The organism is Nocardia sp. NPDC050713 (assembly GCF_040654315.1).
GTDB lineage: Bacteria > Actinomycetota > Actinomycetes > Mycobacteriales > Mycobacteriaceae > Nocardia.
On record NZ_JBFAHS010000004.1, the window covers coordinates 89919 to 110297 of the forward strand.

Consider the following 20379-nt stretch of genomic DNA (forward strand, 5'->3'; position numbering starts at 1 on the left):
ATGCCATGACGCACAACACTTCCGGCACATTCCGATTCCAGGACAAGATCGCGCTCGTCACCGGCGGCTCGAGCGGGATGGGCCTGGCGACCGCGCGACGACTGCTGGCCGAGGGCGCCTCCGTGGTGATCACCGGCCGGGACAAGACCCGGCTCGATGCCGCGGTCCAGGAACTCGGCGGCGGTGACCGCCTGCTCGCGATGCCCGGTGACGCGTCCAGCCTCGCCGATCTCGACGCATTGGCCGACGCGATCCGGGAACGCTTCGGACACCTGGACGTGGTCTTCGCCAATGCCGGTGTCGCTTCGTTCCAACCGCACGCCGACGTCACCGAGGCCGAGTTCGACCGCGTGGTCGACATCAACTTCAAGGGCGTGTTCTTCACGATCCAGAAGACTCTGCCGCTGCTGTCCGACGGCGCCGCGATTGTCGTCAACGCCTCGTGGACCCTGCACCGCGGCATGCCGGGCGCTTCGCTCTATGCGGCGACCAAGGCGGCGGTGCACAACCTCGCGCACACCCTCGCCGCGGAGCTGGGCCCGCGGCGGCGAATCCGCGTCAACTCGGTGAGCCCCGGCTACATCGAGACCCCGATGTTCCACGCCGAAGTGTCCCCGGAGGCGCAGACCGCCGTCGTCGGCGAGGTGGTCGCCGGACGCGTCGGCACCGCCGAGGACGTCGCCGACGCCGTCGCGTTCCTCGCGTCCGCGGAGGCGTCGTACGTCAACGGACAGGACCTGATCATCGACGGCGGTCTGGTCGCCTCGATCCCGGGCAAGCTCCTTTGAGCTCGTCAGTGCGTCACTTGACGTCCAATGGCTGGAAGGCCGGGGCGCGCTTCTCGAGGTAACTCCGCACCCCTTCGGCCGCGTCGGGGCGGCGGAAGGATTCGACCATCAGCCGGTCGGCGACCTGAACGGCGGTGTCGAAGTCGATGTCGAGCCCCTGGTACACCTGCTCCTTGATGACGCTCATCGAGGTGGGCGAACTGAACCGCGCCAGCTCGGTGGCGTACTCGACAGCCGCCGTCAGCAGGTTCGCCGAATCGACGACTCGGTCGACCAGACCCAACCGGTGGCCTTCTTCGCCGTTGATCACACGTCCGGACAACAGCAGGTCGAGGGCTCGGCTCGTACCGATGAGCCGTGGCAGCAACCACGCCATGCCGTACTCGGCGATCAGCCCGCGCCGGGCGAACGCCGTGCCGAGCTTGGCCTCGGGCGTGCTGAACCGCAGGTCGCAGTACAGCGCCTCGACCAGGCCGAGGCCGACCGCCGCACCGTTGATGGCGGCGATCAGCGGTTTGCGCACGGTCAGCGGAAACGCGCGCGGCCGTGGCCGTTTCATCGGCTGCAGATCGTCGGCGGTGCTGGCCTCGTGCAGGTCTTCCATGTCGGCTCCGGCGCAGAAGCCGCGCCCGGCGCCGGTGACGACGATGGCCCGCACGTCGGGGTCGGCTTCGGCTTCGTCCAGGAGCTCGAAGTATCGCCGCTCGAGTTCGTCGTTCCAAGCGTTGAGGCGTTCGGGTCGGTTCAGAGTGAGTATCAGGACCGCACCGCGCCGTTCCGCCAGGACCGGCTGTCTCAGCTCGGTCGCTGGGCTCTGCTCGCTCATTTGGTTCCTTTCTGATGAACCACTGCACAGTGATTCAGGGGCGGCGCGCATCAGCGGTACTTGCGCAGTTCCTGTTTGGCGATGGCGCGCTTGTGGACTTCGTCGGGGCCGTCGGCCAGGCGCAGGGTTCGAACATCGGCCCAGGCACGAGCGAGCGGGAAGTCGTCGGTGACACCGGCGCCACCGTGTACCTGGATGGCTCGATCGAGGATCTTCAGCGCCATGCTCGGCGCGGCCACCTTGATGGCGGCGATCTCCGTGCGCGCGGCCTTGTTGCCGACGGTGTCCATCATCCACGCGGCCTTCAAGGTGAGCAGCCGGGTTTGTTCGATCTCGATGCGCGCCTCGGCGATCCAGTCCTGGATGTTGGCTCGCTCGCTGAGCGGCGACCCGAAGGTGGTACGGGATTCGGCGCGGCGGCAGAGCAACTCCAGTGCCCGCTCGGCGACACCGATCGCGCGCATGCAGTGGTGGATCCGGCCCGGCCCGAGCCGAGCCTGACTGATCGCGAACCCCTCCCCTTCACCGGCGAGGACGTCGGCCGCGGGCACTCGCACGTTGTGGAAGTCGATTTCGGCGTGCCCCTCGCGATCCATGTAGCCGAAGACCGGCAGGCTGCGCAGGACGGTGATACCCGGCGCGTCGATCGGCACGACCATCATCGACTGCTGGCGGTGCGCCGGGGCGTCCGGATCGGTCTTGCCCATCACGATCAGCACCGTGCAGTTCTTGTGCATGGCGTTGGAAGCGAACCACTTTCGACCGTTGAGCACGTATTCGTCGCCATCGCGGGTCATGCTGAGCTCGATGTTGGTGGCGTCCGAGCTGGCGACCGCGGGTTCGGTCATCGCGAAGGCCGAGCGAATCGTGCCGTCCAGCAGTGGCCGGAGATACTTCTCCTTGTGGGCTTCGGTGCCGAAGAGCGTGAGGACCTCCATGTTGCCGGTGTCCGGCGCCGCGCAGTTGGTCGCCTCTGACGCGAGGTGCGGGCTGCGGCCCATGATCTCGGCCAGCGGCGCGTATTCGAGGTTGGTCAACCCGGGCCCCCATTCCGGGTGCGGGTGGAACAGATTCCACAATCCGCGGCGCCGCGCTTCCGCCTTGAGGTCTTCGATGATCGGCGGGTGGAAGTGCGGATCACCGGCCTTGTGCATCTGCTCCTCGTAGACGGACTCCGCCGGATAGACCCGTTCCTCCATGAACGCGAGCAGGTCCGTCCGGTAGCGCTCGGCGCGCTCGGAAACATCGAATAGCTGCATGAGAACTCCTGTGCGAAAGCGGAACCCAGAACCTGCGCGATGCAGGGGCCGCACTCCCGTTGTACTTGACTTCGACGTCAACTTCAAGTCTCTGCTTCGGCTTGACCGAAGGCATGAACCCGAGTCGGCCGATCGGGACGCGAGAAGGTTCGCGATACGCACGCGCGCCTGTTTCCCTTCGCGCGTGGGGAACAGCGGGTAGCAATGTTGGCCGCCGACGCACTCGTGGTAGTCGATGTCCACTCCCGCGGCCGCCGCGCGCGCCACGAGCGCACGAGCGTCGGCGTTGACCAGGTCCGCGGTCCCGCAGAACAGCGAGATCGGGCCGAGACCCGACAGCTCGCCGTGTATCGGACTGACTCGCGGATCGTCGAGCGGCAGATCCCCGGCATACAAGCGACCGGCTTCGAGCAAGCCGGGAACGTCGAGCATCGCGTCGACGCGCGCGAGCCGAGCCACGTCGGGATCGCTGAAGGTGATATCCAGCCAGGGGGCGATCAAAATGATTCGTCGCGGCTGCGGCACCCCGCGAAGGCGCAACTGCTGGGCGACGGCGAGCGCCATGCCGCCGCCCGCGGAATCGCCGAGCAACTGGAAACCGGAAGGGTTTTCGGCCGACATCTCCGCCGCGATCGCCGTCGCGGTGGCCACGACGCGTTCGGCGGTGGCCATCGGCGCCAGCGGATAGATGGGCACGGTGATCTCGACGGACGCGGCCCGCGCGATCTTCGCCACCGCCCACCACTGCACCGGGGAGATCTCGGCGACGTACGCACCGCCGTGGAAATACAGAACGCCCGGGGATGCCCGCACCCCTCGTGGCGTAAGGCGGTAACACACCCACCCGCATCGACTTTCGACGGCGATGTCTATGCCGCGTCGCAGTCGCTGCGGCGGCGCCACCCACGCCGGTCGCCTTCGCATGGCTTCGAGAGCGCGATGGAGACCCTCGGCGTCGGCGAGGAGCTTCTTGCGCCCCGAAGCGCACAACAGGGCGGTGACGATATGACTGGAAGGACTGGGCACGGCGGCTCCGATCGGTGACGAACCGTCGGATCGAGGGCATGCCGACCCGACGTGCATACGGATGCCGTACGAGTGAAACATTTCAGCGATATGTTTCACAAGCCTCCGGCGTCACTCCGGCTGGAGCACCCCTTCGACCAGGGCGGTGACGAGCGTCGACGCCGTGGCGACGCTCGATTGCCGACCCGTCAAACGGTCTGCGTACAAGATGGATTCACCCAGTCGCACCACCGCGAACGCGAGGGTGTCCAAATCCACCGAGGGCCGGAAGCCGCCCTCTTGGATATCGCGATCCAGCAGGTCCCGGATCGCGGCGATCATCCGGGGCTGGACCGCGCCCGCCGGATCGGTCAACGCCCGGATCGCCGCGATCGGCTCTTCCTCCAGCAGCTTCTGGAAACCGGCGTCGCGACCGGTCCGCACACCGTGATCGGTGACGATCCACATGCTGCGCAGCGCTCCGGTCTTGTTGCGCACCACGTTGCCGTGCGCCCGCCGCCAGCGACCGGCGGAGTGCTCCAGGTTGCGCCGACTCAACCACCACAGCGCCTCACCGAGGAGCTGATCACGGTTGCCCGCGCGCCGGAACAACGTCACACGCGAGATGTGCAATTCGGCGGCCAGTGCCCCGAGGTCGAGACGCTGCCCCGCCACGATCGCGCGCGCCGCGCAACGGATGATGTCTTCGCTTTCCACCGGCATAGCTCCCTACCGTATGCGCAGGCGCCATGACCGACGCCGCCGCCGGTGTGACCCGCCGATTTCCCTCGGTAAGAGGTAGACGTCAGCCCACATCTCCCGAGGGGTTCACCGTCTCGCGCTCAGACGACCTCGAAGAGTCCGGCGGCGCCCATTCCGCCGCCGACGCACATCGTGACCACGACGTAACGCACGCCGCGCCGTTTGCCCTCGATCAACGCGTGGCCGACCAACCGCGCGCCGGTCATCCCGTAGGGGTGGCCGACCGCGATCGCGCCGCCGTCGACGTTGAGCCGGTCGGGATCGATGCCGAGCTTGTCACGGCAGTAGACGGCTTGGGAGGCGAAGGCCTCGTTGAGTTCCCACAATCCGATGTCGTCGACCGAGAGGCCGTGCTGCTGAAGCAACTTCGGGATCGCGAACACCGGACCGATGCCCATTTCGTCGGGTGCGCACCCGGCCACCGCGATGCCACGGTAGACGCCAAGTGGCGTCAGATCGCGTCGTTCGGCTTCGCCTCGTTCCATCAGGACGCACGCCGAAGCGCCGTCGGAGAGCTGCGACGAATTACCTGCGGTCACCGTCGATTTCACGGTGATCTTCCCGTCCTCGAGGACGGTTCGAAGGCCGCCCAGATCCTCGATGGTCGTGGTGGGCCGGTTGCCCTCGTCCTGGCTCAGTGTCACTTGCCGCAAGGTGACGGTTCCGGTTTCCCGGTCGGTGACCGACTGCACCGTGGGCAGCGGCACGATCTCCGCGTCGAAGCGCCCTGCCGCCTGTGCCGCGGCGGTCCGCTGTTGCGAGACAAGGGCGAACTCGTCCTGGGCGTCGCGGCTGACGCCGTATCGCTCGGCGACGATTTCGGCCGTGTGCAGCATCGGCAGGTAGATGGCCGGCTTGTGTTCGACCAACCACGGATCCTCGGACCGATGCATGTTGAGGTGCTTGTTCTGCACCAGCGAAATGGATTCGACCCCGCCCGCCACGGTGACCTGCATGCCGTCGACGATGATCTGCTTGGCCGCGGTCGCGATGGCCATCAGTCCCGACGAGCACTGCCGGTCGATCGTCATGCCCGCCACACTGTCGGGCAGTCCGGCGCGCAGCACGGCCTGCCGGGCGATGTTCGGCGCGGAAGAACCTTGCTGCAGTGCGCATCCCAGCACCAGGTCTTCGATCTCGGTGCCGTCCAGCCCCGCTCGGCGCACGGCATGTGTGATGGCGTGCGCGGCCAACTCCTGCGCCTGCGTGTCGTTGAACGCGCCGCGATACGCCTTGGCGATCGGAGTACGTGCGGTGGAAACGATGACTGCGTCTCTCATGTATGTCTGTACTTTCTTCTCTGGAACGGAATTTCGGCAGGGGCTATGTCGTCGTCACTGCGCCCCGGAGGACTCGGTGATCCCCAACTTCTTCATCTCCTGCTCGATGTAGACCTGGTGGCGGGCCTCGTCCTCGCGCGCTCGTTTCGGGCTCCAGCGGCCCGCCATGACGAAGACCAAGGGGATGAAAGCCAGCTGCCCGATCAGGCACACGAACCACCAGCGCTGCCACTGCGCTGGGTTGTCCTTCATCGCCGCGGTGACGACCGGGCCTTCGGTGGCGAGGAACTCCTGGTCCGCGCGCGGGATGGGATCGGTGGCGAGTTGCCGCAGCCGCGCGTCGGCCGTCGCGACGTCCGCGGCAAGGCCGGACCGGACGAGCTGTTCCACGGCGACCTCGCGAACCCCCGGGTCCTGCGTGCCGGAGAGGATCGCCGTCTTGGTCGGCGGTTCGAGCGCGCGCAGGGTCTCGAGCTGGGGTTGGTAGCGCGCGGAGATCTCGCTGACGTGGTGGCCTTGGTCGACCAGCGTCGAGACGGCGGGCAGCGCCAGTGTGAACCCGGCGAGCGCGAGGGTGACGACGATCCGGTTGATCCACGCCCACACCGCGAGCCCGGTCGCGGTGGCGGCGGGGTTGTGGCGTTCGACGGTCTCGGTGAAGCTGGCCATCCACGCGCAGTAGGCGAATCCGGTTCCGCTGCCGATCAATACGAGCACCGTCGCGAAGTGGTAGTAGCCGGTTTCGGTTTCGGTGGACAGGCTGGCGAAGACCGCGATGGCGCCCGCGCTGAGGAGGGCTCCGCCGATCATGAACGGTTTGCGGACCCGGAGGCGGTCGGACAGGAAGCCGGAGGCGACCAGGGCGATGGCGGTGCTGAGCCAATACCAGTTCGCGAGGGCGTTCGCGCGAGCTTCGGGATAGTCGAAGACGGTGGCGAAGTAGACGACGAAGAAGCCCACCGAGATGTAGTAGAAGATCAGGTACACGCTGATGGCGAAGGCCGAACCGAGCACATCGAGTTTGAGCATCTGCCGCCACTGACCTTCCAGCGCGCGGTCGGGATCGATTCCGGCGGCGCGCGCTTCGATCAGGGCGCGGTCGCGCAGACTGACCATGAGCTGGTCGCGGAGGGCGGGAGAGAGTTCGCGCAGTCCGAGCAAGGCGATGACGGCGACGATCACACCGATCGCTCCGCACACCCGGAACTGGAACTGCCAATCCGGGTGACTGTCCAGGGTATTGCTGGAAATCGTGGTCACCAGCAGGCTGCCCAGCACCGGGCCCAGCGTCCAGAATCCCATGGCCGTCGCCCTGCCCATTTGCGGGGAGAAGTCGCGGATCAACGCGGGTGTGGCGACCAGGACCATGCCCTCGACGATGGAAAGCAGGATGAAGAACGCCGCGTACACATCGACATTCGGCGCCATCGGCAGCCCGAACAGGACGAGCAGACCGGTGACGAACAAGCCGCCGGTGACGAGATTGGCACGGCCCCACCGATCGGCGAGTCCTGCGGCGAGCGAAGCGAAGGCGCCCAGCAGACTGCCGACGACGGCGATCATCACGAACTTGGTGAAGCCGACGCCGTACGTGGTGATGATCGTGGTGGCCACCGCTCCCTGGACGTAGAGCTCGTAGTAGAGCACCACCGTGGACAGCACGGTGATCGCCAAGTACGAATATCGCTGCCGGGCAGGCGGATAGTGGTCGAGTTGGCGGCGCCACAGTCGGCTGAGGTCGAATGGAGTCCTCGCGGTGATGCTGCTGGGTTTCTCGGCCGATGAGATGTCTTGCGCCATCGATCGTTTCCTTCGTGTGATGCGAGTGGCCGCGATGTGTTCGGCCACCGGACACCGCGCGCCTCTGAGGCGTTCGCGGAGACTTGCGCCAGCGCGGATGATCGGCTGGCGATGTGGCTCAGGATCGTTCGAACCACCGGCGTGGATTGTCGACCAGCATGGCGGTGATATCGCCTTGCTCGACGCCGCGCTGTTCGAGCGCGGGTACGACGTCGTCGAGGACGTGTTGGTAGTGCCAGTTCGGCAGGAGGTCGAGCAATTCCGGTGCGATCCAGTCGATGTGGCACGCCGCGTCCTGGGACAGCACCATGCTGCGGGCGAAACCGCGACGGCACATCTCGGCGACGGTGGCGACGCGATCGTCGAAGCCGAGAATCACGTCTACTCCGAAACGGTCCATGCCGAGCAGGTATCCGGCCTCGGCCAGCTCGCTGAGATGATCGACGTCGGTCGTGTCGCCGCTGTGGGCCAGCTGCACCGCCGCGGGCGGCACACCCTCGCTGTCGAGGACGCGCTGCACCTCGAGCACGGTGCGGGTCCCCGGATGGGTGTGCACCATGATCGGCGTGCCGGTTTCCCGATGCGCCGCCGCCACCGCGCGCAGGACACGCTCGACACCGGCGGTCATGCCCTGTTCGTCGATCGCGCATTTGAGCAGGCACGCTTTGACATCGGTGCCTTGGATACCTTCCCGGATGTCGCGGACGAACAGCTCGACCATCGGCTCGGGAAGATCCCGGTACCGATTCGGGCCACGGTAGGAGAAGTACGGCGGGACGTCGCCGTAGGTGTAGATCCCCGTGGCGACCAGGATGTTGAGGTCGGGCACCTGCTCGGCGACGGTGAGGACGCGGTGGATGTCACGGCCGAGCCCGTCCACCGTCGGGTCGACGATCGTGCGAACCCCGCTGACGCGCAGCCGTTTCAGGCGATCGATCGCGTCGGTGATCTGCTGGCGTTCGTCCCAGTCGCGGACCCAGTTGATCTGGCTGTCGGGACTGAGCACGAAGAGGTGTTCGTGCATCAAGGTGATGCCGAGGTCACCGGTCGCGACCTCGCCGAGCGCGCTGGGTATCGTCCGCGTGCTCACAGCGACCGCAATTCCCGTTTCAGGATCTTCCCGGACGGCCCCTTGGGCAGTTCGTCCAGAATCCTGACGGTCCTGGGGTATTTGTAGGCGGCCATCCGCTGCTTACAGAAGTCGATGATGTCCGCCGGTTCGGCCCGGCTGTCGGTCTTCAACGCGACCACCGCGTGCACCTCCTCGCCCAGGCGCTTGTCGGGAACTCCGATGACCGCGGCCTCGGCGATCGCCGGATGGGTGTAGAGCACCTCCTCGACTTCCCGCGGATAGACGTTGTAGCCGCCGCGGATGACGAGGTCCTTCTTGCGATCCACGACGAAGACGTAGCCGTCGGCGTCGCGGTAGCCGAGGTCGCCGGTGTGGAACCAGCCGTTCGTGAAGGCGGCCTGCGTCGCGGACGGCTGCCGGTAGTAGCCGTCGATGACGATGTGGCCGGAAAGCACGATCTCGCCGATGTGATCCTGCCCGGCGGGCAGCGGCCTGCCCTCGTCGTCGACGATCCGGAGTTGGACTCCCCAGATCGGTTTGCCGACCGAGCCGAACCGTCGATCGCCCGCCCGGTTGGCCGTGGCCGAGCTGGCGGTCTCCGACAGCCCGTACCCTTCGACGACCGCGACACCGAAACGCTTCTCGAATTCGGTGAGGATCTCCGCGGGCATGGACGCGCCGCCGGAACAGGCGATCCGCAACCGGCGCAGATCGCGACCGGAGGAGTCCGCGGCCAGCAGCGCGAAGTACATCGTCGGAACGCCGAGCATGACGCTCACGCCGTCCCGCTCCATCGCCACCAGCGCCGCGTCCGCGTCGAACCTGTCCAGTACCGAAAGCGACGCTCCCGCGCGGATCGCGATGTTCACCATGGCCGACAGACCGAAGACGTGGAACATCGGCAGCGCCGCCAAGGCCACGTCGTCGCCGCGCACCCCGACGACTTCCGCCGAGACCGTACAGTTCATGAAGAGCTGAAAGTGGTTCAGCGGAACGCCTTTGGGATTTCCCGTCGTTCCGCTGGTGTAGAGCAGCACGGCGGTATCGGTGGGGGCCGTGTGCGCGATGTCGACGTCCAGCGGCTCGGCCTCGTCGGCGTCCGCGCTCAGCAGTTCCGAATAGGGCTGCGCCCCAGCGGGAATCGGCGCACCGGCCGGGTCCGCGACGACGAAGAGCCGCGCGTCGTCCACCGAACGAGTCGCGTGCCGGATCTCGTCCACCGAATCGGGGTGGGCGAGGATCGTCCGCGCTCCGGAATCGGTGAGATAGTAAATGATCTCCCGCGCCTTGAGCATCGGGTTGAGCGGCATGAAGACGACGCCGGCTTTGACGGCGCCGAAGTAGGCGACGACGAACTCGGCGCTGTTCGGCAGCGACACCGCGAGGACGTCCCCGGCGTCGAGTCCGAGGCCGAGCAGCCCGCGCGCGAAGCGGCTCGACTCCGCATCGACCTCGGCGTAGCTCAGCGTTCGGTCGCGCAGAATCAGACAGGGAGCGTCCGGGGCCGCGTCGCGCGACTCGCGCAGGATCGTGGCGAGGTTGAAACTCATCTAGAACTCCTCATCCCGCGGCGCCGACACAGTGCCGGGCGCCGCGGTGCCGCTGCCGTTGGCAGGCAATGGATCAGAAAACGACCAGCGCCAAGGTGTCGGCGACGCAGGCGGGTTTGGTCGAGCCTTCGATTTGGATGGTGTGGCGCATGGTCAGCCGGGCGCCGTTGTCGGTGTGCGTGACGTCGAGCAGTTCGGCCTGGTCACGCAACCGCGAGCCGACCGGCACCGGCGCGGGGAAACGAACTTTCTCGGTGCCGTAGTTGACGCCCATGCGCGCGCCGGTGACCGAGAACAGTCGCTCGCTGAAGTACGGGATCAGCGAAAGGGTCAAGTACCCGTGCGCGACCGTGGCGCCGAACGGTCCGGACGCCGCGCGTTCGGGATCGGTGTGGATCCACTGGTGATCGCCGGTCGCCGCGGCGAACTGGTCGATCTGCTGTTGGGTCACGGTGTACCAGTCGCTGACGCCCAGCGGCTTGCCCACGGCGGCAACGAGTTCGTCGAGGTTGTGAAAAACCGGCATGAGTTCTCCTTCGGTGATGTGGTCCGTGCCGGGAGGCGGCGCGGGTCAGGCGGTGGACGACAGACCCAGCAGATCGGCCAGCCTGTTCCGGTGGGCGTCGACGGTGCCGAGCGCCAACTGGTCGGCCTTGGCCCGCTTGAGATACAGGTGAGCGGGATGTTCCCAGGTGAAACCGATTCCGCCATGCAGTTGCAGCGCCTCCTCCGCGGCACGCAGCGCGACTCGGGAGCAGAACGCTTGGGCGACTCCGACCGCGATCGCGGTATCGGGATCCTCGATCGCCACGCAGGCGGCGGCGTACCGCGCGACCGCGCGCGCTTGCACCAGATCCAGGTACATGTCGGCCAGCCGGTGTTTGATCGCCTGGTAGGAACCGATCTGCCGACCGAACTGGTAACGAGTCTTGGCGTAGGCGACGGTGGATTCCAAGCAGTACTCGGTGATTCCGACTTGCTCGCAGGCCAGCATCGCGGCGGCGACGGTCAGGGCTCGGTCCAGCGCGGGTTGCACATCGTGGCCGTGCGCGATGAGCGTGCCCGCCGCGGAGTCCAACCGCAGGCTGCTCAGTGGCCTGGTGAGGTCGAGGGAGCTTCCCCGGGTGATGGCCACCCCGGCGGCACTCGGGTCGACGGCGTAGAGACTCAGCGTTCCGTCGATTTCCGCGCTGGGCACGAGGATCAGGTCGGCGGCGAAGAGATCGGCGACGGAGGTGACGCTGCCCGTCAGCTCCAGCCTGCGCGCCATCACGGTGACGGTGCCCAGGGAAGCGGGCGCCGTGGACAGGGGAACTGCCAGTGTCGCGGTGATCCGTCCCTCGGCGATGTCGGTGAGCAGTTTCGGAACCGTGCGGTGATTGGTCAGCGCGAGCAGCGCCGCGGTGGCCAGCACCGCCGAGCCGAGGTAGGGCAGGGGGGCGATGGCCCGGCCGATCTCTTCGGCCACAACCCCTGCTTCACGCCAGCTCGCGCCCGCCCCAGACCAAGTCTCGGCGATGGGCAGGCCTGCGGCGCCGATCTCGTAGGCCAGTGTCGACCAGGCCGAACTGTCGTAGGGCTCTTCGGTTTCGATCCGCGCCAGGATCGCGGGCACCGACACCGCGGCGGTGAGGGAATCGCGCACCGCGGCGCGCAGATCGTCTTCGTCCGAGCTGTAGATCAGGTGCTCGGCGGGCGTGGTGAAAGTGCTCATCGGGGCAGGTCCTTCCAAGCGACCGAGGTGTCGTGCCGAACCTCCGGCGGTAGGCCGAGGACCCGTTCGGCGATGATGTTGCGCAGGATCTCGGTGGTTCCGCCCTCGATCGAGTTGCCTTTGGCGCGCAGGAACCGGTAGCCAGCGCTCCGTACCCGGAAGTCGACCGATTCGGGCCTGCGCATCGCCCAGTGCTCGTAGTGCAGCCCCTCCTCGCCGAGCAGGTCCAGCTCGAGCGAGGACGCCGCTTGATTCAGCCGCGCGAAAGCGATCTTCGCGCCGGCGCCCTCGTTGCCGGGCCGGCCGGTGGCCTGCAATACCCGTGCCCGCTCCCCCGCCAAGCGAGCCGCCTCGGCGTCGATCCACAGTGTGATGAGGCGTTCGCGCAACCCCGCGGTGCGCAACTCCGGCCTCCGTCGCCAGAGATCGGTGACGATGCCGATCAAGCCGTCTTCGCGCGGCGCGGCGCCGCCGATGAAGACTCGTTCGTTCTGCAAGGTGGTCATCGCGACGCTCCAGCCGGCGCCGAGGTCACCGATCCGGTCCGCGTCCGGTATCCGCACATCGGTGAGGAAGACCTCGTTGAACTCGGCTTCTCCGGTCGCCTGCCGCAGCGGACGCACGTCGACGCCCGGCTGGGACATGTCGCAGGCGAAGTAGGTCAGCCCTCGGTGCTTGGTCGCGCCGGGATCGGTCCTCGCGACGAGGATCGCCCACCGCGCCACGTGCGCCATGGACGTCCACACCTTCTGGCCGTTGACGATCCAGCTGTCGCCATCACGGACCGCCCGGGTGGATACCGCCGCCAGGTCCGAGCCCGCGCCTGGCTCGCTGAACAACTGGCACCACACCTCTTCGCCGGTCCACAGCGGCCGCAACCACCGCTTCTGCTGTTCGAGTGTGCCGTGCGCGAGAATCGTCGGGGCCGCCATCCCGAGGCCGACGCCGATGCGCCCGGGGTCGTGCGTCGGCGCCTGGGCCGCCGCGAACAACGCGTCGACTCGCGGCTGCGACGAACGGGGGGCACCGAGACCGCCCAGGCCGGGCGGGTAGTCGAGCCAGGCGAGCCCGGCATCGAATCTCGCTCGCAGGAAGGTCAGCGGTTCGGTCTCGCGCGGGTCGTGCTCGGCGAGAAACCGCCGGACACGTTCGTCGAGTTGTTCGGGGGCGCCGGACTGTTCGTCGCTGCCGGTGGAAGGAGGGGAAGTGGCGGTCATCGCTTGTCGTCCTCGTGCTGCTGTGTGGTGGCCGGGTAGCTCATGCCGCCGGTCCGCCGGAGACGTAGAGCACCTGACCGGAGACGAAAGCGGCATCTTCGCTGGCGAGGAACGCGATGACATTGGCGATGTCCTCGGGCTTGCCGACGCGCCGGACCGCGATCTGGGAGGCCATCGTCGATTTGAGTTCGTCGAAGTCGACACCGGCGCGAGCGGCCGCGGCGGCGGTCATGTCGGTGACGGTGAATCCCGGTGCGACGGCGTTGACCGTCGCGCCGAATCGGCCGAGCTCGATGGCGAGAGTCTTGGTGAACCCTTGCAGACCGGCTTTGGCCGCGGCGTAGTTGGCCTGGCCGCGGTTGCCCAGCGCCGAGGTGCTCGACAGGTTGACGATCCGGCCCCAGCCCACGGTCGTGATGTGGCTCTGGACCGCGCGCGACATGAGGAACGCGCCGCGCAGGTGCACGTTCACGACCGTGTCCCAGTCGTCGTCGGTCATCTTGAACAGCAGGTTGTCTCGCGTGACTCCGGCATTGTTCACCAGCACGGTCGGGGCGCCGAGCTCGTCGGCGACGCGCTGGACGACCTTGTCCACCTGCTCGGCGTCGGTGACGTCGGCGTCGAACGCCGCGGCGCGGCCGCCGGCGGCCTCGATCGTGTCCACCGTCGAGGCGCAGTTGTCGGCGTCGAGGTCGAGCACGGCGACAGCCATGCCGTCGGCGGCCAGCTTGATCGCCGTGGCCGCACCGATTCCTCGGGCCGCGCCGGTGACGATCGCGGTGGGCGCCGCGGGCGTGCGGACTTCGGTCATCTGTGAACTCCTTCGATTACAGGGGGGACAAAATGTTTGGTTCGCATCAGTGCAGCCATGCGCGCGTGCCGGGGCTTCGCCAGCACGCGTTCGCCTCGGCCGGGCTAGGTGGTAGCAGCGGAAACACGCCGAACCGGACGGCGAGTTCCTCGGCCGTCGTGCTCACGTTCCCGTGCAGGATGCCGTCGATACCGGCGCGTCTCGCGCCGTCGATGTTGTGCGGCAGGTCGTCGATCATGACCGCTTCGCCGGGCTCGACTTTCAGTCGGGCGCAGGCCAATTCGTAGATCTTGCGATCCGGTTTACGCAGTCCGACTTCGGCCGACACCACGGCCACATCGACAAGAGCGGCGATGTCTACGTCGTCGTAAGCAGCCACTGCCCAGAGAATTCGACACCAGCGCGACCGGATGACCGGCGGCCCGCACACCCGCGATCAACTCGATCATCTCGAAGTCGGGCTCGAGCTCGGACCGCAGAAGACCGAGCAGGCCGTCCGCTTCGACGGTGCCCCCGCGTTCGGTCAGAGCCTTGGCGAGCACCTCTTCGAACTGTTCGTCGCCGAGATGGCCCGCCTCGAACTCGGTGAAGGCGGAATGGACCACCTCGTCGGAGGCGAGCAGGCGCAGCGGCAGATCCGGATCCACACCGATGCGCGCGCCGAAAGCGCGGAATCCGGCGAACACGCTCGTGGTGAGCACTCCGCCGAAGTCGACGAGAATCGCCCTGCGCCGCTTGACTTCGACGACGGGTGGCCTCACCCCCGGCCCCCGGATGCCAAGAGGGATGCCTGGTAGCGGCGCATGCCGTGCAGCCACCGGTCGTAGTCGGTGACCTTCTGTTGGTACAGCTTCGCCACTTCGCGGTGCGGAAGAATCAGGAATCGCTCGTCGTCGATGGCGGCGAGCACCTCGTCGGCGACCTGTTCGGGTGTCAGAACCGATCCCGCCTCGGTGACGGCCCGCAACGCGGCGGCGCTCCAGGGACTCTCGCCCTCGGTTCCCGCCTGAAGCATCGCGGTTTCCACGCCCATCGGACACAGGCAGCTCACCCGAACTCCCTTGTCGCCGTACGTCACACTGAGCCACTCGGCGAACGCGACCGCGGCATGTTTGGTCACCGAGTAGTTGGCGGTACCGATCTGCGTCAACAAACCGGCCGCGGAGGCGGTGGAGACGAAATACCCTTCACCCCGCTCGACCCACTCGTCCACCAGCAGCCGCGCGGCACGGACGTGCGAGTGCACGTGGACCTCGAAGGCGGTGACCCAGTCGCCGTCCCCCGCTCCGAGGCCGGGAGTCCCCGCGATGCCCGCGTTGGCGAAGAACAAGTCCACCGAACCGAAGTGGTCCTTCGCCGTCGCGATCAACCTCCCGAGATACGCCTCGTCGGTGACGTCGCCGGCCAGGGCGACCGCGGCATCCAGGTACTTGGCTCGCAGCGAGGCCGCGACGCCCTCGGCAGCGTCACCATCGCGATCGGCGACGACGACTCGGGCGCCCGCCTCCACCAGACGTCGACTGATCGCGGCGCCGATTCCTCGGCCCGCTCCGGTGACGATGGCGGTTTTGCCGTTGACCTTCATGCGAGGTCCCTTCGATTCGAAACGTGTTGACACTCGGGCATGGTCGAAAGACCGACGTCAGGCGGCCCGGAAGAATTTGAATCTGACGTCAATTTCACAATGTATAGACGCCCCTTCCCGGCGAAGTCAAGGCCGCTCCCCGCCCGCCGCCCCAACGTCAGATACTTGGCCGCATCCCGCCACCGAATGGATAGCACAAAGTCAAGGATTGCGAAACTAATGCGATAGATGTTTCATGTCTGGAGGGCGGCCGGGTCCCTTCCTACAGCGACTTGGCGGATGCCCGGGGTCCACGAAGAACGTGGACCCGTTCGTACATCGACATCCCGAGGACGCACTGATGAAACGCATCGGCCGACGATCACGGCCTTCGCTCGCGCGACGGCTGGCAATGGTCACCTCCGCTGTCGCGCTGGGGGCGAGTTCGGTCGCCGGAGTGGGCGCGGTCAACGCCGAAGGACCGCCCGTCGGTAGCGCTCCCGGCGATCTGATCAGCGTTCAGCCGTACGCGTTCAGGGTGCTCGGAGGCCTGCCGACACCGACCAAGGCGTGGAAGATCCACTACCGCTCCACCGATGCGCTGGGCAATCCCAACGTCGTTTCTGGCACCGTGATCGTGCCGGAGGACGGCGCCACCGGCATTCGCCCACTGGTGACCTACGCGGTGGGAACAGTGGGTATGGGTGATCACTGCGCGCCCTCCGCCACTTTGGCCCAGAGCGCGAACCTCCAAACACCGTCGGTCGCCATGTTGCTCGGCCGCGGCTGGGCCGTCGCCATCACCGACTACCCGGGACTCGGCACTCCGGGCGACCACACCTACCTCGTCGGCCGTTCCGAGGGCACCGCGGTCCTGGACGCCGCGCGCGCCGCGCAGCGCCTGCCCGAAGCGCCGCGGCTAGGCATCTCGACGGACTCCCCCGTCGGGATCACCGGCTACTCCCAAGGTGGCCAGGCGAGCGCGTGGGCGGCCGAACTCTCATCCGAATACGCACCGGAACTGCGGGTCAAGGCGGCCACGAGCGGTGGCGTGCCCGCGGACATGCTGAAGGACGCACTCGACAAGAGGGGCGGCGGCGGCAACCCCGCTGCGGCGCTGATGCCCGCGATCGGCCACGACGCCGCCTACCCCGAGCTGAAGCTCGACTCCTACCTGACCGAGGCGGGCCGCGAGCTGGTGCGGAAATTGCGTGGCGGCTGCGTACTCGACAACCTCGCGGCCGGCGCCGGCAAATCGCTCGACGATATGCTGGTAAGCGATCCGCTGGAGACACCCGAATGGCGGCAGCGACTCGGCGAAGACAAGCTGGGCACCCGGGCGCCCGGCTACCCGGTCTATCTGTTCCACGGAATCAGTGACGAGATCGTGTCCTACAGCCTCGGCGAGCGACTCCGTTCCGACTGGTGCGCCTCGGGCAACACCGTCGAATGGCGTTCCTATCCGCTGACCGACCACGTGAGCACCGCGCTGGTCGGCGGTGGCCCCGCGCTCGACTGGCTCGGCCAGCGATTGGCCGGTGTGCCGACACAGGGCAACTGCGGAGCCTGACCGCCCGAGGCTTCGCCGGATCGGCCGTAGCCGTTCGCCGCACTCGCACAAGCCACCTGATCCCCCACATATCCCGCAAAGCTGCGACTGGGCAGCCTTGGTCTCTACCGGCAAGGAACCTCCGATGATGCGTAAGTCGTGCGCCGCGATCGCACTGACCGTGGCCGCTGTCGTCAGCGGGTCGATCTCGAATGCCGCCCCGGCACACGCGGACGAATGGAGCGATCGAGTTCTGGCCGAGCACAACACGGCGCGGTCGAACCACGATGCGCGACCGCTGACGTGGAGCCCCGACACCTATTCGGCCGCAATGGAATACGCCCAACGCTGCGTGTTCGGACATTCGGACACCCTGGGTCGCTACGGCGAGAACCTTTATATCAGTACGGATCTGAACACCGGCATCGAGGACGCCGTGGCGGCGTGGATGGCCGAATCGTCGAGGTACAACTACGAGCAGCCGGTCTTCTCCCTCGGGACCGGACACTTCACCCAGGTGGTGTGGAGGGCCACGACACAGGTCGGCGCGGCAAGCGTCATCTGTCCGGCGGGCACCATCTTTCCCCAGCCCAGTAGGTTCATCGTGGCCCGCTACACCCCGGCGGGGAACGTGCTCGGACAGTTCGCGGAGAACGTGGGCCGACCCGAGTAAGCGTCCGATCAGCGAATCACGTTGCGGGCCAGCATGTCACCGCGATTACGCCGCCACTCCACTGCGGCACACCTCGATCCCGCGGGTTCGTTCGCACATTAAGTTACTAACCATTGCACATCTTGACCGGTCATCTACGTCCGCGACAACCCGGCGGTTCGCGGCTCGCCCGCAGGCGGCGTGAGGCGCGGCGAAGTCGCGGAAGAACCCGTAGAGCAGGGGACAACAGCCCTATTGACGTGGTGATGCAACCTATCGCGGGCCGCAGGGGATCGCACGGAACTCGGGTCGAGCAAAACGCGGACAGCACTCCAGCGAGCTGTTAAGTTAATAACTATTCCTCGGTTCATGACGGTAGGCATGGGTTGCTCGCCGCCGGATCGAGGTCTGCTCGTACTCAATGAGGAGTGACGTCATGGATGGACTCAACAGACGTGATGCGTTGAAGGCCAGCGGGATCCTCGGGGCGCTCGGCGCCTTGGCGATCGTTTCGCCCGCGCGGGCGGAGCCGTGGACCTGGTCACCGCAGGGCTCGGTGGCCGGATCCGGTTCCGGCGCCGACCCGATGACGGTGTGGGATCCCGAGGCCGACCAGTTGGTCGCCGGATTGATCGATAGAGGCGAAGTCCCCCGGGTCAACGAGTTGTTGCGGACCTGGACCAGGAACGGTCAACCCCTACCCGGCGGATTACCCTCGGAGCTGCGCGATTTCATGGAGTACGCGCGTCAGCTGCCGCAGTGGACCGATCGGGCCAAGCTGGGTACCGCGATCGAGTTCAACAAGAAGCGCGGACTGTATCTCGGTGTGCTCTACGGTTTCGCCAGCGGCATGATGAGTACCGTCATTCCCAAGGAGGCGCGGGCGGTCTACTACTCCAAAGGCGGTCAAGACCTCAAGGACCGCATCTCCAAGACCGCCAAACTCGGGTACGACATCGGCAGCAACAATGCCTACGGCCCCGACGGGGAGATGGTCGTCACCTGCGTCAAAACCCGGCTGGTCCACGCGGCGGTGCGACATCTGCTGCCGCAGTCACCGCATTGGGTGCACTCCGCCGAGGAAGACGTTCCGATCAGCCAGAACGACATCATGGTCACCTGGCACAGCCTGCCCACGACCGTCATGAAGCACCTGACCGCCTGGAAAGTGCCGATCCCGCCGCACGAATCGGAGGCATTCCTGCACTCCTGGCAGGTGGCCGCGCACATGCTCGGCGTCCGCGACGAGTACATCCCCAATTCGTGGGCCGAAGCCAATTCGCAAGCGGCGCAGGTCCTCGACCCCATCATCGCGGCGACGCCCGAGGGCGCCAGACTGGCCGACCGACTCCTCGGGCTGGGCGCCAACATCGACTTCGCGATCCTCAGCAAACCGGTCCTCGGCGCGTTCACCCGCTTCTTGCTCGGCGACAAGATCGCCGACGGACTGTCCATCCCGAGGGAACCGGTGTGGGATCCGCTGCTCCGATTCAGCTGGGGCCCTTTCATCGCCGTGCGCGAGGGTCTGCTCACCGCTGTCCCACCCGCGGCGGACGCCTACTGGCTCCTCGACGAATTTCTCCGCAAAGCCGCCCTGATCTATCTGGCCGAATTGCGGATGCCGATCAGCATCGAACTCCCGACGATGAACCGCGATATGAGCGTGCCGCCGCGCTGAATCACGGTCAGATTTTGAAACGACTTCTGCCGTCTTTTCTTTCGAGCCCATTCACTGACAAAGGAGCGCGATGATGCGTACCACCCTTCGCCTCGCCGCCGCCTCGGTCGCGGCGGCGAGCCTCGTCGGCACCGCGGCGGGTGCGACAGCCGAACCCAACCCCGCCCCAGCCTTCGCGCCGGTCGCCGCCCCCGAACCCGGAACCGGCTCGTCAGCGGTCGACTCCGGATCGGCGGCGGCCCGCTCGGCCGTCGATTTCCTCCAGCACGGCGACATCATCGGAATCATCGTCCTGCTCGGCGTCACCCCCTTCCAGATGCTGACCGGCGGCATCTGCGATCTGGCCACGCTGTCGGCACTCCCGAATCCGTGCAGACCGGGGATTCCCCGATACCCGGCGACGAGTCCTGTCTCGAATTAGGACCACAGCTCACGACTCCCTCGGCCACGGGTACGCGAGCATCCCCGGGATTGGGCAATGACGGGCATTATTAAATTGGTCGACGCGGCGACTTCTGGAGCCCGGCGAAAACGCGTAGAATTCCAGCAGGTCGGGACAGCATTTTCGGAGTCCTATCATGATCACGAGAAAGAATTCACACGCGAAGCTCGCTCGATTGGCGACCGCCGTCGGCATAGCCGCAGTCGCCGCGATTCCGGTCGTCGCCGCCGCGCAAGCGCCTACCGCGAACGCAACGCCCACGTCGGCAACTCAATTCGTCGAAAGTCCTGGTTGGGGCGGTGGCCACGGTTGGGGTCACGGCCCTGGTTGGGGCTGGGGTTGGGGCCGCGGCTGGGGTTGGGGCGGCTGGGGTTGGGGTTGGGGCGGCTGGGGTTGGGGATGGGGCGGCT

Annotated in this window: 19 protein-coding genes and 1 pseudogene; 6 read left to right on the top strand and 14 right to left on the bottom strand. The window is 66.9% G+C overall.

The annotated features are described in order from the left end of the window. Nucleotides 1-5 precede the first annotated feature (5 nt). Nucleotides 6-788: a glucose 1-dehydrogenase gene (locus tag AB0H49_RS09480; RefSeq protein WP_355003682.1), complete on the top strand. Its 783-nt coding sequence runs from the start codon at nt 6-8 to the stop codon at nt 786-788. A 13-nt stretch (nt 789-801) separates the two neighbouring features. On the opposite strand, the gene AB0H49_RS09485 is transcribed toward AB0H49_RS09480, so the two are convergent. From AB0H49_RS09485 to AB0H49_RS09545, 13 genes and pseudogenes are all read right to left on the bottom strand, one after another. Beyond that, nucleotides 802-1614, bottom strand: a complete 813-nt coding sequence (locus AB0H49_RS09485) for an enoyl-CoA hydratase-related protein (protein ID WP_357249252.1) — start codon at nt 1612-1614, stop codon at nt 802-804. 50 nt (nt 1615-1664) lie between these two features. Further along, nucleotides 1665-2873: an acyl-CoA dehydrogenase family protein gene (locus tag AB0H49_RS09490; protein ID WP_357250058.1), complete on the bottom strand. Its 1209-nt coding sequence runs from the start codon at nt 2871-2873 to the stop codon at nt 1665-1667. A 210-nt stretch (nt 2874-3083) separates the two neighbouring features. Further along, nucleotides 3084-3980: pseudogene (locus tag AB0H49_RS09495) on the bottom strand (alpha/beta hydrolase fold domain-containing protein); the annotation flags it as partial. A gap of 30 nt (nt 3981-4010) precedes the next feature. After that, nucleotides 4011-4601, bottom strand: a complete 591-nt coding sequence (locus AB0H49_RS09500) for a QsdR family transcriptional regulator (RefSeq protein WP_357249255.1) — start codon at nt 4599-4601, stop codon at nt 4011-4013. A gap of 119 nt (nt 4602-4720) precedes the next feature. Then, a complete protein-coding gene (locus AB0H49_RS09505) occupies nt 4721-5920 on the bottom strand; it encodes an acetyl-CoA C-acyltransferase (protein ID WP_357249257.1) in 1200 nt (399 codons plus the stop codon). A 54-nt stretch (nt 5921-5974) separates the two neighbouring features. Next, on the bottom strand, nt 5975-7720 hold the full coding sequence (locus AB0H49_RS09510; protein WP_357249260.1) for an MFS transporter: 1746 nt from the start codon (nt 7718-7720) through the stop codon (nt 5975-5977). Nucleotides 7721-7838: 118 nt separating this feature from the next. Then, entirely contained in the window at nt 7839-8810 is a 972-nt protein-coding gene (locus AB0H49_RS09515; protein ID WP_357249262.1) for a phosphotriesterase-related protein, read from the bottom strand. Next, nucleotides 8807-10342 (bottom strand): long-chain fatty acid--CoA ligase, encoded by a 1536-nt coding sequence (locus AB0H49_RS09520; protein WP_357249265.1) that lies wholly within the window; start codon nt 10340-10342, stop codon nt 8807-8809. Before AB0H49_RS09520 ends, AB0H49_RS09515 begins: the two co-directional genes overlap by 4 nt. A 73-nt stretch (nt 10343-10415) precedes the next feature. Further along, a complete protein-coding gene (locus tag AB0H49_RS09525; protein WP_357249268.1) occupies nt 10416-10868 on the bottom strand; it encodes a MaoC family dehydratase in 453 nt (150 codons plus the stop codon). Between the two features lie 45 nt (nt 10869-10913). Continuing rightward, entirely contained in the window at nt 10914-12056 is a 1143-nt protein-coding gene (locus AB0H49_RS09530; RefSeq protein ID WP_357249270.1) for an acyl-CoA dehydrogenase family protein, read from the bottom strand. Beyond that, nucleotides 12053-13273 (bottom strand): acyl-CoA dehydrogenase family protein, encoded by a 1221-nt coding sequence (locus AB0H49_RS09535; RefSeq protein WP_357249273.1) that lies wholly within the window; start codon nt 13271-13273, stop codon nt 12053-12055. Before AB0H49_RS09535 ends, AB0H49_RS09530 begins: the two co-directional genes overlap by 4 nt. A gap of 40 nt (nt 13274-13313) precedes the next feature. Further along, nucleotides 13314-14084 carry a 3-oxoacyl-ACP reductase FabG gene (gene fabG, locus AB0H49_RS09540; protein ID WP_357249276.1) on the bottom strand — a complete coding sequence of 257 codons (771 nt, stop codon included), beginning with the start codon at nt 14082-14084 and terminating at the stop codon, nt 13314-13316. A 46-nt stretch (nt 14085-14130) separates the two neighbouring features. Continuing rightward, a complete protein-coding gene (locus AB0H49_RS09545; protein ID WP_357249279.1) occupies nt 14131-14463 on the bottom strand; it encodes an HAD-IA family hydrolase in 333 nt (110 codons plus the stop codon). Between the two features lie 31 nt (nt 14464-14494). Between AB0H49_RS09545 and AB0H49_RS09550 the strand changes: the two genes are divergently transcribed. Then, the gene (locus tag AB0H49_RS09550) at nt 14495-14881 is read left to right on the top strand and encodes a hypothetical protein (protein ID WP_357249282.1); all 387 of its coding nucleotides are present in this window, start codon (nt 14495-14497) and stop codon (nt 14879-14881) included. On the opposite strand, the gene AB0H49_RS09555 is transcribed toward AB0H49_RS09550, so the two are convergent. Beyond that, nucleotides 14842-15669 carry an SDR family NAD(P)-dependent oxidoreductase gene (locus AB0H49_RS09555; RefSeq protein WP_357249285.1) on the bottom strand — a complete coding sequence of 276 codons (828 nt, stop codon included), beginning with the start codon at nt 15667-15669 and terminating at the stop codon, nt 14842-14844. The two genes, AB0H49_RS09550 and AB0H49_RS09555, sit on opposite strands and share 40 nt — an antisense overlap. A 340-nt stretch (nt 15670-16009) precedes the next feature. Here AB0H49_RS09555 and AB0H49_RS09560 point away from each other — a divergent pair, with 340 nt between their 5' ends. The 4 genes from AB0H49_RS09560 to AB0H49_RS09575 all read left to right on the top strand — a co-directional run bounded on the left by AB0H49_RS09560 (nt 16010) and on the right by AB0H49_RS09575 (nt 19948). Continuing rightward, a complete protein-coding gene (locus AB0H49_RS09560) occupies nt 16010-17218 on the top strand; it encodes a lipase family protein (RefSeq protein WP_357249288.1) in 1209 nt (402 codons plus the stop codon). A 124-nt stretch (nt 17219-17342) separates the two neighbouring features. Next, nucleotides 17343-17870 carry a CAP family protein gene (locus tag AB0H49_RS09565; protein WP_357249291.1) on the top strand — a complete coding sequence of 176 codons (528 nt, stop codon included), beginning with the start codon at nt 17343-17345 and terminating at the stop codon, nt 17868-17870. Between the two features lie 415 nt (nt 17871-18285). Continuing rightward, the gene (locus tag AB0H49_RS09570; protein ID WP_355003684.1) at nt 18286-19527 is read left to right on the top strand and encodes an oxygenase MpaB family protein; all 1242 of its coding nucleotides are present in this window, start codon (nt 18286-18288) and stop codon (nt 19525-19527) included. 73 nt (nt 19528-19600) lie between these two features. Beyond that, complete coding sequence (locus tag AB0H49_RS09575; RefSeq protein ID WP_355003685.1) at nt 19601-19948, top strand: hypothetical protein; 348 nt, start codon at nt 19601-19603, stop codon at nt 19946-19948. Nucleotides 19949-20379 lie beyond the last annotated feature (431 nt).

Bases quoted from the DNA above. Each gene is read 5' to 3' on its own strand.
- AB0H49_RS09505 (WP_357249257.1), bottom strand. From the start codon at position 5,920: ATGAGAGACGCAGTCATCGTTTCCACCGCACGTACTCCGATCGCCAAG.
- AB0H49_RS09510 (WP_357249260.1), bottom strand. From the start codon at position 7,720: ATGGCGCAAGACATCTCATCGGCCGAGAAACCCAGCAGCATCACCGCG.
- AB0H49_RS09530 (WP_357249270.1), bottom strand. From the start codon at position 12,056: ATGAGCACTTTCACCACGCCCGCCGAGCACCTGATCTACAGCTCGGAC.
- AB0H49_RS09560 (WP_357249288.1), top strand. From the start codon at position 16,010: ATGAAACGCATCGGCCGACGATCACGGCCTTCGCTCGCGCGACGGCTG.
- AB0H49_RS09575 (WP_355003685.1), top strand. From the start codon at position 19,601: ATGCGTACCACCCTTCGCCTCGCCGCCGCCTCGGTCGCGGCGGCGAGC.
- AB0H49_RS09535 (WP_357249273.1), bottom strand. From the start codon at position 13,273: ATGACCGCCACTTCCCCTCCTTCCACCGGCAGCGACGAACAGTCCGGC.
- AB0H49_RS09525 (WP_357249268.1), bottom strand. From the start codon at position 10,868: ATGCCGGTTTTTCACAACCTCGACGAACTCGTTGCCGCCGTGGGCAAG.
- AB0H49_RS09565 (WP_357249291.1), top strand. From the start codon at position 17,343: ATGATGCGTAAGTCGTGCGCCGCGATCGCACTGACCGTGGCCGCTGTC.
- AB0H49_RS09490 (WP_357250058.1), bottom strand. From the start codon at position 2,873: ATGCAGCTATTCGATGTTTCCGAGCGCGCCGAGCGCTACCGGACGGAC.
- AB0H49_RS09570 (WP_355003684.1), top strand. From the start codon at position 18,286: ATGGATGGACTCAACAGACGTGATGCGTTGAAGGCCAGCGGGATCCTC.
- AB0H49_RS09480 (WP_355003682.1), top strand. From the start codon at position 6: ATGACGCACAACACTTCCGGCACATTCCGATTCCAGGACAAGATCGCG.
- AB0H49_RS09485 (WP_357249252.1), bottom strand. From the start codon at position 1,614: ATGAGCGAGCAGAGCCCAGCGACCGAGCTGAGACAGCCGGTCCTGGCG.
- AB0H49_RS09550 (WP_357249282.1), top strand. From the start codon at position 14,495: ATGACCGGCGGCCCGCACACCCGCGATCAACTCGATCATCTCGAAGTC.
- fabG (WP_357249276.1), bottom strand. From the start codon at position 14,084: ATGACCGAAGTCCGCACGCCCGCGGCGCCCACCGCGATCGTCACCGGC.
- AB0H49_RS09555 (WP_357249285.1), bottom strand. From the start codon at position 15,669: ATGAAGGTCAACGGCAAAACCGCCATCGTCACCGGAGCGGGCCGAGGA.
- AB0H49_RS09500 (WP_357249255.1), bottom strand. From the start codon at position 4,601: ATGCCGGTGGAAAGCGAAGACATCATCCGTTGCGCGGCGCGCGCGATC.
- AB0H49_RS09520 (WP_357249265.1), bottom strand. From the start codon at position 10,342: ATGAGTTTCAACCTCGCCACGATCCTGCGCGAGTCGCGCGACGCGGCC.